We start from the raw sequence: 12,900 nt of genomic DNA, 5'->3' as shown, positions 1-12,900 counted from the left end.
GAGGCCTCGACAACCGCCGCCTTGATTGGCGACCCATGCTCTGCCACAGGCTGAGGGTTGTCGAAAAGTCGAACATTATAGCTACCCATAATATAGCCAGCTATAACGTCATTCGACGACCGGCGCAAACGCCCACGCGGACACGAAATGCGCTGCGGTGCCATTGGGGATTATGGGATGCGCTTTCCGCTCGAGGCCTCAACCGGAAACGGCATCCCGGTCTGAAGGTCAAATCCGGGGCGTAGTTTCCGCTTGAAGACCGATTCGGAAAGGTTGTCCCGTTCTGGAGCCAAATACTGGGTCGTAGTTTCCGCCAAGCATGCCATCCGGAAAGCGTGTCCCGTTCTGAGCCTGAATTCTGGGATGAACTTTCCACTGAAGCATCTACTGGAAAATGCATCCCGTTCCGAGGCTTAATTCTGGGATGCACTTTCCGCGGAGAGACTACCGTTTTTCGAAAAAGTACACGTCCCTAAACTTACCAGGTCTTCATAACTTGTTGCCGTTCACGGGAGCCGATCACCGCCCACCGATTCGAATGTAAAAATGTCGCCGAAAACAGGCCATCTACCTGCATGGTTAGATTTTGGTCAGCTTTTGGTCAGTTGGGCGGCAAGTTGCGGCTGATACGTTTTTTGCTACCCAAAAGGAGGCGGTAGCTCATGACCCATTGCAATGACCAACTCATCGACCAACTGCTCACTCAAGCCGAACAAGAGGGGCGCTGTCTGATTCCCCCGAGCACGGCAATCCGAAAAGCGCTCCTTCGGCGCATCGGCAGCGCGGTCGTCTCGCCCATGCCGGGACTGTTCGCGCGCAAAATGCGCTGGGATGAACTCAACCGGGCACAGCGTCATTGCGAGATTATTCGCGCCCTTGCGATCATCCACCCCGATTGGACGTTCTGCTCGTTTTCGGCCGCCTGCCTGCTGGGGCTCGAGGTCTCGTGGCGACATCTGAACGTTGTGCATGTCTGCAGCTCGACAAAGCCGTCGGCTCGCCCGGGCGCGCATATTCAGCGGCATCAGATCGAGCCGGCCGGAGCAATCCGTCTATCCGGCACATCAGTAACGCCGCCCATCCAAACGGCTACAGATTGCCTGCTGCAAACTGGCTTTGCAGACGGCATGCCCATTGCCGATTCGGCGATCTCAAAGCTCGGCCTTACGCGAGAGCAGTTGATGGAGGCCGTCGAACAACGAGCGACCGCCCGCAATGGTCGCGCGATTCGCACTGCCCTCACGACACTTCGATATGCCGACGCCCGCGCCGAGAGCGGTGGAGAATCGGTCGCCCGAGCCGTCATGATCGAGACGGGCTTTGCGCCCGACTGGCTTCAATACGAGCTGACGGACCCCTTCGATTCGGCCAAGCCCATACGAACGGACTTTGCCTGGGAGCGCCAGACGCGGGAACTCACACTGGGCGAGCTCGACGGGCTCATCAAATATACCGACCAGACCATGTTGGCCGGACGCACCACCGCCGAGGCGCTCGTTGCCGAACGACAGCGCGAGGCGCACCTATCGCTCTACGGTCACCCTCTGCTGCGCTTTACCATGAGCGAAGTCCGCTCGGCGGGTCTGCTCGCGAAAAGGCTGCAGACGGCAGGCATCCGGCAGACCGCTCTGCCGGCATGGCTCAACGAGGTGGAATTGTAGGAGCTGTTGAGCTTATGCCCGTCTGCCTGCCAAACCGGGACACACTTTCCGGTTGAAGCTCCAACCGGAAAGTGTGTCCCACTCTGGAGCCGAATTCCGGGATGCGCTTTCCGCCAGAGGCTCTACCGGAAAGTGCATCCCATTCTGAGCATCGATTCTGGGATGTAATTTCCGCCGAGGGCTCCAAGGGGAAACTGCATCCCATTCTGAGCGCTCATTTCGGGACACGCTTTCCGCTCCAAGCAAAAGGCCCCGGCTCACGATGGAGCTGGGGCCAAAGGCGCAGCTTATACAGTTGATGGCAAGCGCAGACGGCAGTCAGCAATGGCCGTCCGCGCTCTACTCTACCCGCGGCGACGGGCGCGGCTGTACGGGGTATCCACCATGGGCAGATCCGGACGCAGCTTGCCGTCGAATGCACGGTAGGCGTTCTGCACGGCGGGCGCCGTGGGGATCGTTGCGATCTCGCCAATGCCCTTGCCGCCATATGCCACGGGCAGCAGCTCGTCCTTCTCCACGTAGATGGCGTGGATATCCGGAATCTCGGGCGCACGGAACAGCCCGAGCGTACCGTACCTTGCCTGGGGCACGCAGTCCTTGAGCGGCCAATCCTCGGTAAGCGCGTAGCCCATGCCCATGAGCACGCCGCCTTCGATCTGACCCTGGATGGAGATGGGGTTGACCACCTTGCCGGAATCGTGCGCGGCATAGACCTCGCTCACGCGACCGTCATCATCCAGAATGACCACATGCGTGGCAAAGCCGTAGCAGATGTGGCTCTTGGGATTGGGAACGTCGGCGCCCAGTTTGTCGGTCGGCTCCAGGTACACATAGCTAAACTCACAGCCCTCGAGCGCCTTGATGGCGGCCGCGGGATCCTGAGGATGCATACCCTGGCCGGCGACGAGCTCCTGCGTGCGTAGCTGGTAGGCGCGACCGTCGTCGTACTCGATCTTGACGCCGTCGCCATGCGCGCTCACGGGAGCATCGGGTGCGGGCTTGCCGGCCTCGATGTCAAGCATGGCGTCGCGCAGCAGGAAGGCGGCGCCGCGCACGGCCTCGCCGGTCACGACCGTCTGACGTGAGCCAGACGTGGTACCGGAGTCGGGAGCGTTCTCGGTGGAGCACTCGCCGTTGGCAATGCAGCTCAGCGGCAGACCGCAGGCCTCGGCAACGTCCTGCAAAAAGACGGTGTTGCAGCCCTGGCCGATGTCGGACGTGGCGGCATAGACCACAGCCACGCCGTTCTCAACGCGAATCTTGCAGCGGCCGGCATCGGGCAGGCCCACGCCCACACCGGCGTTCTTCATGGCGCAGGCAATGCCGGCGTGGCCGGGATGTGCGTAGTAGGCATCCTTGACCTCGAGCAGCGTCTCCTTAAGCGCCGTGGAGCAGTCGGCAATCTGGCCGTTGGGCAAAACCTCGCCCGGCTCGATGGCATTACGGTAGCGAATCTCCCACGGATCCAGGCCGACCTTCTCTGCCAGCAGGTCGATTAGGCTCTCAAGCGCAAACTCGGACTGGCAAACACCAAAGCCTCGGTACGCACCGGCGGGCGGGTTGTTGGTGTAGTAGCCAAAACCGCGAATGTCGGTGTTCTGGTACTTGTAGGGGCCGACGGCATGCGTGCAGGCGCGCTCGAGCACCGGGCCGCACAGCGACGCGTAGGCGCCGGTGTCAAAGTTGATCTCGCAGTCCAGACCGGTAAAGTTGCCCTCGGCGTCGCAGCCCAGCGTAAAGGTGCCGTCCATGGCGTGGCGCTTGGGATGGAACGCGAGCGACTCGGCACGTGTGAGCTTGCACTTCACAGGACGCTGGAGCTTATAGGCAGCAAGCGCGGCCAGGTGCTGGATCGAAACGTCCTCCTTGCCGCCAAAACCGCCGCCCACAAGCATGGTCTCGACAACCACACGCTCGGGCTCGTTGTCCCAGCCAAACATGTGGGCGCACTCTTTGCGCGTATCGTAGGCACCCTGGTCGGTCGACTGCACCTTGACGCCGTTCTTGTACGGGAAGGCGACGGCGCACTCGGGCTCCAAGAAGGCATGCTCGGTAAAGGGCGTGGTAAAGCGCTGCGTCACGGTGAACGCGCTCTCCGCTAGCGCCTTGGCGGCGTCGCCGCGCGTCACGTGACGGCTCTGGCACACGTTGTCCTTGAGTTCCACCGTGTTGCCAAAGGCAAAGAAACTGTCATGCAGGCGCGGGGCGTCGGCAGCCCTAGCCTCGACAATGTTGCGCACGGGCTCCAGCGGCTCGTAATCAATCTTTACGAGCTTCTTAGCCTTCTCGAGCGTCGCCTCGTCCTCGGCAACCACCAGCACGATGGCGTCACCCACGCAGCGGGTGATATCGCCCTGGGCGATCATGACATCCCAGTCCTGGATAAGGTGGCCGACCTGGTTGACCGGCACGTCCTCGGCGCGCAGGATGCCCACCACACCGGGCAGGGCCTCGGCCTTGGAGGTATCAATGGAGAGCACGCGGGCGCGCGGATACTTGGAGCGCACGGCGCTAGCATAGGTCAGGCCCGGCTGATCGAGCTCGTCGATGTCGTCGGGATACTTGCCCTCGCCGAGCACCTTCTTGCGCACGTCGATGCGGAAGGCGCGCTTGCCCACACCGTAGTCGTCGCCGCGCTCCAGGTCCTCGTCGATCTGCTTTTCGCCGCGGAGCACCGCAGCTGCCAGCGAAATGCCCTCGATGATCTTCTTGTAGCCGGTGCAGCGGCAGACGTTACCGCGAATGGCGTACTTGATCTGCTCCTCGGTGGGCTCGGGGTCCTCAGCGATGAGCGCCGCGCCCGCCATGACCATGCCGGGGATGCAAAAACCGCACTGCACGGCGCCCACGGCACCAAAGGCGTACACAAAGGCCTCGCGCACGTCCTCGGGCAGGCCCTCGACGGTCACGATGTTGCGACCGGCGGCAAGAGCGGTGGTCAGTACGCACGCCTTGACGGCCGCACCGTCCACATGGATGGTGCAGGTGCCGCAGGCACCCTCGGAGCAGCCGTCCTTGGCGGAGTGAATGTGCAGGTCGTCGCGCAGGTAGCGCAGCAGCGGTTTGTTTTGGGTCGTCGTGCGCTCGACGCCGTTAACGGTAAAAGTGAATTCCTGTGCCATGGTGATTCCCTTCTACACGCCGGCGGCGATGCCGGTGCGGTCGTGGATGGCGCCATGCGGGCAGATGACGGCGCACATGCCGCACGACAGGCAGTCCGCGCCGTCGATATGGGCGCAGTTGTCCTCGATGCGGATAGCGCCGGCAGGGCACTTTTTGGCGCACATGCCGCAACCGATGCAGCTCGTGTCGCAGATCTTGCGGGCGATGGCGCCCTTATCGGTGTTGTTGCAGCGCACCAGGATGTTCTGGTAGCCGGGAACGAAGGCAATCACGCGCTGCGGGCACGCCATGCTGCACAGGCCACAGCCCGTGCACTTGGAGCGGTCCACGCGGGCGATGCCATCGACCAGCGCAATGGCGCCGTGGGGGCAGGCCGTGACGCAGGCGCCACAGCCAATGCAGCCTTCGCTGCAGTGGGCGTCGCCGCCTGCGGAGGCGCAACCGCTTCCGCAGGCAACGTAGGCCACGTTATGTTGAATGGATTTGGCCATAAGAGACTCGCCTATTTCTTAAGAAGGTACGAATAGTTGTCGCGCACAGCCCTGATGGTCAGGCGGACGGCCTCGGGAAGACCGGTGTTGACGGCATCGACCGAGACGGTGCGGACCGTGCCGGCGACGCGAACCTTAAAGTGGTCCTCGTCCACGGCCAGGAAGCCCTCGTTCTCGGAGTTCTCCATGTCCTCCTCGCTCCAGAACAGGGTGAGCTTGTCCTTGTAGGGACGACCCTCCTGGTAAGGGCAGAACACGGCGCAGTTGCCGCACTCGTTGCACATGCCGTCGACATGGACGACCTGATGCTTGGCCAGGCCCGGCACCTTAATTGCCACGTTGGCGCGGTTGGGGCACACGTCGCAGCAGACCTCGCACACCGAGCCGCAGCCCAGGCAGCGAGTCTTGGTGCAGTTGCGCTTGTCGCGGCACAGCGACCCCTTGCGCTCGTAGCAGGTATCCTCGCGACCGGCCTGAGCATTCTGGTCGGCGTACTTGTTAAAGTCCACGCCGGCGATGGCACGGGCGACTTCGGCGGCGTCGGCGATAGCCTCGACCACGGTAGCAGGACCGCGACGGCAGTCGCCCGCAGCCCAGACGCCCTCGACGCCGGTGGAGGTGGCGGCAAGACGGCCGCGACGGTCGTGCTCAACACCCGCGGCGTCGTACAGGCTGGCATCGATGCCCTCGCCCACGGCACAGATCACCGTGGTGGCGGAAAGCTCGACGGTCTCGCCCGTGGCGACGGGGCTACGACGGCCGCTTGCATCCGGCTCGCCAAGCTCCATAACGTCGCAGGTTAGCACAGCGCCGTTGAGTGCCTTGGGCCCCAGCAGCTCGCAGAACTCAACGCCGTCGGCAAGAGCAAGATCGAACTCTTCCTCGTCGGCGGGCATCTGCTTCTTGGTGCGGCGATACACCAGGCGCACGTTCTTCACGCCGGCCAGGCGCTTGGCCACGCGAGCCGCATCCATGGCGGTGTTGCCGGCGCCAATGACGACGACGTCCTCGCCCAGCTCGAGCTTCTCGCCCTTCTTGGCGGCCTCGAGGAACTCCAGCACGTCGAGCTCGGCGCCCTCGCCCAAGCCTGCAGAGCCGGGCATCCAGGCACCGGTGGCCACGACCACGTCGGTAAAGCCCTGGGCCTTGAGTTCGTCGATGGAATCCACGCGAGCGTTGAGCCGCACCTTGGCGCCAAAGGCCAAGCAGAGCTCGGCATCGTGGGAGATATCGTCGCTCGCGATACGGAACTCGGGGATCACGTGACGGACCACGCCGCCGAGCGAATCGCGGGCCTCGAAGATGGTGACGGGCACGCCGGCACGCGTCAGGAAGAACGCCGTCGCCAGGCCGGCCGGGCCGCCGCCGATAACGGCAACGTTGCGCTCGCCGTCGTTGGCGATGGCCTGGGCGCGCAGCTTGGGCAACACGGCGGTCATGGCCTCGCGGGCGGCCTTGAGCTTGCTGGCGCGGATCTGGGCGCCCTCGGGCTCGTAGAACGCACGCTCGCAGGCACGGCCGCAGGGATGCGGGCAGATGGTGCCGGTAATGAACGGCAGGGCGTTGCGCTCGATGATGATGTTGAGTGCGTCCTCGTAGCGGCCCTCGTCAACAGCCGCCAGGTAGGCGGGAATATCCTGCTGGATGGGGCAGCTCGTGCGGCACGGCGTGGTAAAGCAGTCGGAAAGCGGGCTCTTGCCGGCGACCTTGCGGTCGGGCAGCGGACGCAGCGGCTTCTTGTAGAGCGGGTTGGTGAGCGAGTCAGCCTGGATCGCAGTCACAGCCTCGAGAGAGACGCCCGCGAACGGCTTGCCGTCCAGATCGCCAAATTCGCCGGCCATCTGACTAAAGCGCTCGTAGCCACCGGGCTTGAGCACGTCGGTCGCCAGGGTGACGGGCCAAATGCCGGCATCGTACAGGGCGCGGATGTTGTAGACCGTGGCACCGCCGGAGTAGCTGATGCGCAGCTTGCCGTCAAACTGCTCGGTAATGCGGCGGGCAGCCTCGATGGTCAGCGAGAACAGCGAACGGCCGGACATGTACATCTCCGTGGAAGGCAGCTCGTTTCTCGTCACGTCGACGGGGAACGTGTTGGTCAGCTTGACGCCAAACTCCAGGCCGCGCTCGGCGCACAGGGCAATCAGGCGCTCGAACATGGGCACGGCGTCGGCCCACTGCAGGTCCTCGCGGAAGTGCGTGTCATCGAAGACGATGTAGTCAAAGCCCAGCTCGTTGAGGCGCTGACGTGCAAACTCATAGCCCAGCAGCGTGGGGTTGCACTTGATGTAGGTATTGAGGCCCTTCTCGGTGATGAGGTAGGTCGCGATGCGCTCGATCTCCGCCGGCGGGCAGCCGTGCAGGGTGGACTCGGTGATGGAGTTGGAGACGCGTGCCGGGATGGACTCGACAAACGCGGCGTCGACATGCTCAAACTTGTCCAGGTTGGCAAGCGCCCATGCGCGGCACTCGTTCCAGACGTCGGAGCCGCTGGCATCCTTCATGCCCTCGATGTAGGCATCGACCTTGGGGCTCTTGATGCCCTCCAGGTCATAACCCACGGACATGTTGAAGACAAATCCGTCCGGGCTTCCCAGGCCGTACTCGCGAGCGATCAGGTGGCAGGCGAACCATGCCTTCACGTACTCGGCAAAGGCCTGCGGAACCTCGAGCTCGGTCGACCACTCGCAGTTGTAGCACTCGTCCTGCGCCACGATGCAGGGCTTGTTCACACACTTGGAGAGCTCCTCGCCGTCCATAACCTGAACGGTCTTGAGCTCAAAGAAGCGGGAACCGGCCACATAGGATGCCACGATGTTCTGGGCAAGCTGCGTGTTGGGGCCGGCGGCCGGGCCAAACGGGGTCTCGATGCGCTCGTCAAAAATGGGAAGCGCGCCCTCCTGGTTGGTCGTGACCATCTTGCGCACGCCAAAGACGGCGCCCTGAGTCTTGTGCTCCTCGATGATCCAGTTCATCAGCTGCGAAAACGGGATCGGCCTCATGATGTCGCTCATAATGAGCTCCTCTCTGTAACGCCCGGCGAGACCGCGCGGCGGGCGCAAATACGGTGTAGCGCTAGCACAGCGCCGGCGACCCCGCGGAGGCCGCCTATACGCGCGTCAGATGCGGCGAAACATCCGACGCGCGTGAATCTACTTGTGAATTAGTAGGTGCGATTGTTAAGCGCGCTCCAGAGCTTCTTGGACTCAGCCATGGTCCACGCGTTAATCTTTTCCTCATCGATACCGACAAACTCGCGATCCTTGTACAGGACGCGGCCGTTGATGATGGTGGTACGGCAGTTTTTGCCCATCATGCCAAAGAGCATGTGGCCGTCGATGTTCTCCTCGCTCAGCGGCGTAAAGGGCTTGTAGTCCATAACGATGACGTCGGCGGCAGCGCCGGGCTCAAGCACACCGAGCTTGCGATCGAAGTACTTGCTGGCCATCTTGGCGTTATTCTCGAACAGCATGGTCATGGCCTCGCACCAGCCCACGTTGGGCATGGCGGCGTTGTGGCGCTGAATGATCAAGAAGACCTTAAGGCTCTCGAGCATATCGTGGGTGTAGGCGTCGGTGCCCATGCACACGGGGATGCCGCGGCGGAAGAATTCGAGCACGGGGGCGCAGCCCACGGCATTGCCCATATTGGATTCGGGGTTGTTAACCAGCCAGGTGCCGGACTCCTTGACGATATCCATCTCGGCGGGCGTCACGTGGATGCAGTGGCCCAGCATGGTGTCGGGGCCGAGCAGGTTGTGTTGCAGCAGGCGCTCGACGGGGCTGATGCCGCCGCGGTTGAGGCGGGAATCCCACACATCGTTCATGCCCTCGCACACGTGGATGTGGAAGCCGGTCAGACCGTTGTTGGCCTCGGCCATCTTATCCATGGTCTCATCCGACAGCGTAAAGGTGGCGTGACCGCCAAACATTGCGGCGATCATGTGGTTGTCGTTATCGCGACGCTCCTTGGCGGCCCACTGGGCAAACTCGGCGTTCTCGGCAATAGCCTGATCGCACTTTTCCTGGCCACGGCGGTCGGAAACCTCGTAGCACAGGCACGAACGCATGCCCAGCTCCTGAGCTGCGTCCTTAATGGTAAAGAGGCTTCCCGGGATCTCGCAGAAGCTCGCATGGTGATCGAAGATCGTGGTGACGCCATCGCGGATGGAGTCAAGAATCGTGGCATAGGCGCTGGCCTTGGTGCCGTCGAGCGTCAGGTTGTCATCGATCTTCCACCACTGCTGCTCAAGATTCTCCAGGAAGTTGGTGGGGTTGCAGCCCTTAATGGCAAGGCCGCGGGCCAGACCCGAGTAGATGTGGGTGTGGCAGTTGATAAGTCCGGGCATGATGAGGTTGCCCTGGGCGTCGACGTACTCGGCATCCGGGTACTTGGCCTTGAGCTCGCGCTCGGGGCCCACTTCGACGATCGTATCTCCGTCAATGGCGACCGCACCGTTGGGAATAAACGGAGTCTGAGCGTTGCGGGTAAAGACGGAACCGTTAGCGACCAGAAGCATAAATGCTCCCTTCAACATCAGGGGCGGGGTTTGACACCTCTGACATGGCGGAAGTGCGAAGCGCCGGCCTACACCGGAAACGGGCCCTCTCCCGTCAACGCTTCACCAAAGGGACAAGCCCTTTGAAGTGCGGCTTGGCGCCGCATGGCGCCGGCGGACGAGGCGATGCGTCCGCCAGCGAATAGCACCGAATTGGTTACTTCTTGCTCTCGGGCAGGACCAGATCCACAGCGGCATCCTTGGCGGCATCGATGTGCTGAGCCACGACCGGCGTCTGCGGAAGGATCAGGTTAAGGACAATGGCCATGATGGCAGTGGGGGTTACGGCATTGGAGCCGATGACGGTGGACACCCAGGCGGGCATACCCTCGCCGGCAAGGCAACCGCTGGCCATCCAGATACCCAGGCCAAAGACGACGGAGGTACCGACGATGGTGGTAGTGCGCTGCGTGAGGCCCTCGCGAGTGAACATGCGCACGCCGTTCATAGTGATGGTGCCAAAGACGCCGACGGTCGCGCCGCCGATGACGGGCTGCGGGATAGCGGAAAGGACAGCAGAGAGCTGCGGGAACAGACCGGCGATGGCAAAGACGGCCGCGATGATCACAAAGACCCACTTGTTGACGACCTTGTTGGAGCAGATGATGCCCACGTTCTGGCCAAGGGCGCTGGTGGGAAGACCGCCCAGCAGGCCGCCGACCATAGAGGTGAGACCCTGGGACACGATAGCGCCGGAGAGCTCGCGCTCGGTGGGCATACGGTCGATGGAGCCCAGGCAGGCGGCGGAGACGTCACCGATAACCTGGATGGCAACCATGGGGAACACGACGGCGAGGGTAATGCAGACCTCGGGATCAAACTCGAGCGCATAGGGCATGAGCTTGGGAAGGGCGAAGACCTGAGCGGTGGCAACGCTGGAGAAGTCGATCATGCCAAAGGGAATCGAAACGATCATGCCAACGATCATGCCAAAGAACACGGATCCCAGCTTGAGCGTGCCCTTGCCAAAGTTGGCGAGCGCAAAGACCACGGCGAAGGTGATAAGAGCGACGCACCAGGCCTGCGGAGTGCCCCACAGCGGCGTGCCCATGCCACCGGCCATGTACTTGACGGCCGTGGGATAGAGAGAGACGCCAATGGAGAAGATGACCGTACCGGTCACGACAGGCGGGAACAGCCACTTAATCTTGCTGTAGGCCAGACCAAAGAGGACCGCGACGGCGCCGCCGACGATCTCGCCGCCCAGCAGAGCGCCAAAGCTAAAGCCCGAGGCACCCATGGCCTGGAGGGCCGGGAGGAACGCGAACGAAACGCCCATGACGATGGGCAGGCCGCCGCCGATGCGACGGAAGGGAGCGAAGGCCTGAAGGGCCGTGTCGATTGCCGAAAGAATGAGCGCGACCTGGATGATGTCGGTGCTCTGCTGGCTATTAAAGCCGTAGACGCCAGCCATGATGACAGCCGGGGTGATGATACCGGCAAACGAAGCCAGTACGTGCTGAAGGGCACACGGGATCATTTCCTTAACGGGAGGCATGCCTTCACGAGTGAACAGGGCTTCAGTGCCGTTCGTAACCGTCTCCTGGGTCATTTGACCACCAATCCTCGAAGTAGTTGTTTTCGCATCTAACGCTCTATTGTGACGCAGTGCGGGGTTGAGGTTGTGCCTTCATTGCATATCGTATTAAAGATGATTCTCATTCTCAATAATAATTTTTTGTTATCAGACTATTCTTCAGCTGAAATAACGCATTTCCGCAGGTCAGGAAAGTGTCTGGTCAAAATAACATCTAACTTTTCTTTTGGTCAACCGTTTACCGCCAAATATCTACCGCTCATCTGTATTACGCAATATACCTGCGGATATACGAGATGATGGGCAGCGTGTTACCATGAGAAAAAATTGTTATGAACATTTCCGATTTCACCCAAAGGAGTTGCCCGTGAACGAGACCGTACGCCGCTTTTTGCCGATGGTCGATTTTCTGGAGCAGATACTCGGCAAAAACAGCGAAATCGTGCTGCACGATTTCTCGGATCCCGACCACGCCATCGTCGATATTCGCAACGGCATCGTGAGCGGCCGCAAGGTCGGCGGCCCCGCCACCGATCTGGCACTCAAGATCATGCACGACCCCAAGTATCGCGACCTGCCGTTTATTACGGGCTACGAGGGGCGCGGTGCCGGCGGCAAGACGTTGGAGTCAGCGACGTACTTTATCCGCGAGAATGACGAGATCGTCGGTATGCTCTGCGTCAACACCGACCTCTCGACCGTGCGCTCCATCAACGCCATGGCGCAGCAGCTCATGGCGTGCTTCGACGCGGCGCCGACGCGCACGGAGCCCGCCCCTATCGAGGTCGAAAGCCTTTCGGAGTCCACACAGGAGCTCATCGACCGCAGTATTGCCGAGCTGCTGAGCGCGCGAGGGCTGGATGTAGCGTCGCTTGGTCAGAGCGACCGCGTGGACGTCATTCGCCACCTCAACGGCAACGGGGTGTTCATGCTCAAGGGTGCCGTGGCCTGCGCTGCCACCGCGCTGGGCATCTCGGAGCCCAGCGTCTACCGCTACCTGCAAAAAGTCCGCAAGGAGGGCTAACGAGCAAAATGGAGCGCGGCTCCACAAGCGATCCGTCACTTGACAAAAGACCCTGCAGCTCGCACGCGCTGCAGGGTCTTTTTGCATGTCATGTTTAGTTGTGGCCAACGCCTTAGAGAGCGGCGACGACCTCGATCTCGACCAGACCACCGGCCGGAAGGGCGGCAACCTGGAAAGCGCTGCGCGCGGGGAACGGAGCCTCGAACCTGGAGGCGTAAATCTCGTTCACGGCAGCGAAGTCGGCAATGTCGGCCAGGTAGACCGTGGTCTTGACGACATCGGCAAAGGTGGCGCCGGCAGCGGTCAGCAGGGCCTCGACGTTGGCGAGGGACTGCTTGGCCTGGGCCTCGACGCCCTCGGGCATCTTGCCGGTCGCGGGATCGATGCCCAGCTGGCCGGACAGGAACACCATGTTGTCGGCCTGGATACCGGGGGAATACGGGCCGATGGCTGCGGGTGCGTTATCGGAAGACACGACGGTCTTGCTCATGTTTTTCTCCTTACGATCA

At 62.0% G+C, this 12,900-nt stretch carries 8 protein-coding genes; 2 read left to right on the top strand and 6 right to left on the bottom strand.

Features of this window, described 5'->3' with window-relative positions; all coding sequences use genetic code 11:
* Window positions 1-662: 662 nt before the first annotated feature.
* Complete coding sequence (locus tag OIL77_07370) at window positions 663-1,661, top strand: hypothetical protein (GenBank protein ID HJI45218.1); 999 nt, start codon at window positions 663-665, stop codon at window positions 1,659-1,661.
* A 344-nt stretch (window positions 1,662-2,005) separates the two neighbouring features.
* On the opposite strand, the gene xdh is transcribed toward OIL77_07370, so the two are convergent.
* The 5 genes from xdh to OIL77_07345 all read right to left on the bottom strand — a co-directional run bounded on the left by xdh (window position 2,006) and on the right by OIL77_07345 (window position 11,382).
* Entirely contained in the window at window positions 2,006-4,783 is a 2,778-nt protein-coding gene (xdh, locus tag OIL77_07365; protein HJI45217.1) for a selenium-dependent xanthine dehydrogenase, read from the bottom strand.
* Window positions 4,784-4,795: 12 nt separating this feature from the next.
* Entirely contained in the window at window positions 4,796-5,275 is a 480-nt protein-coding gene (locus OIL77_07360) for a 4Fe-4S binding protein (protein HJI45216.1), read from the bottom strand.
* Window positions 5,276-5,286: 11 nt separating this feature from the next.
* Complete coding sequence (gene ygfK / locus OIL77_07355) at window positions 5,287-8,286, bottom strand: putative selenate reductase subunit YgfK (protein ID HJI45215.1); 3,000 nt, start codon at window positions 8,284-8,286, stop codon at window positions 5,287-5,289.
* Window positions 8,287-8,435: 149 nt separating this feature from the next.
* Entirely contained in the window at window positions 8,436-9,791 is a 1,356-nt protein-coding gene (gene ssnA, locus OIL77_07350) for a putative aminohydrolase SsnA (protein HJI45214.1), read from the bottom strand.
* Between the two features lie 196 nt (window positions 9,792-9,987).
* Complete coding sequence (locus tag OIL77_07345; GenBank protein ID HJI45213.1) at window positions 9,988-11,382, bottom strand: purine/pyrimidine permease; 1,395 nt, start codon at window positions 11,380-11,382, stop codon at window positions 9,988-9,990.
* A gap of 352 nt (window positions 11,383-11,734) precedes the next feature.
* On the opposite strand from OIL77_07345, the gene OIL77_07340 reads away from it, so the two are divergent.
* On the top strand, window positions 11,735-12,391 hold the full coding sequence (locus OIL77_07340) for a PAS domain-containing protein (protein ID HJI45212.1): 657 nt from the start codon (window positions 11,735-11,737) through the stop codon (window positions 12,389-12,391).
* Between the two features lie 112 nt (window positions 12,392-12,503).
* Here the strand turns inward: OIL77_07340 and OIL77_07335 are convergent, their stop codons facing one another.
* Complete coding sequence (locus OIL77_07335) at window positions 12,504-12,881, bottom strand: RidA family protein (protein HJI45211.1); 378 nt, start codon at window positions 12,879-12,881, stop codon at window positions 12,504-12,506.
* Between the last annotated feature and the right edge of the window lie 19 nt (window positions 12,882-12,900).

The sequence above is a fragment of the Coriobacteriaceae bacterium genome (genome assembly GCA_025993015.1).
In the GTDB taxonomy this organism is placed as follows: domain Bacteria; phylum Actinomycetota; class Coriobacteriia; order Coriobacteriales; family Coriobacteriaceae; genus Collinsella.
This window is presented reverse-complemented; position numbering and strand designations above follow the sequence as displayed.

Excerpts from the sequence above, each read along its gene's own strand:
- OIL77_07370 (HJI45218.1), top strand. The coding sequence starts at position 663 with ATGACCCATTGCAATGACCAACTCATCGACCAACTGCTCACTCAAGCC.
- xdh (HJI45217.1), bottom strand. The coding sequence starts at position 4,783 with ATGGCACAGGAATTCACTTTTACCGTTAACGGCGTCGAGCGCACGACG.
- OIL77_07360 (HJI45216.1), bottom strand. The coding sequence starts at position 5,275 with ATGGCCAAATCCATTCAACATAACGTGGCCTACGTTGCCTGCGGAAGC.
- ygfK (HJI45215.1), bottom strand. The coding sequence starts at position 8,286 with ATGAGCGACATCATGAGGCCGATCCCGTTTTCGCAGCTGATGAACTGG.
- ssnA (HJI45214.1), bottom strand. The coding sequence starts at position 9,791 with ATGCTTCTGGTCGCTAACGGTTCCGTCTTTACCCGCAACGCTCAGACT.
- OIL77_07345 (HJI45213.1), bottom strand. The coding sequence starts at position 11,382 with ATGACCCAGGAGACGGTTACGAACGGCACTGAAGCCCTGTTCACTCGT.
- OIL77_07335 (HJI45211.1), bottom strand. The coding sequence starts at position 12,881 with ATGAGCAAGACCGTCGTGTCTTCCGATAACGCACCCGCAGCCATCGGC.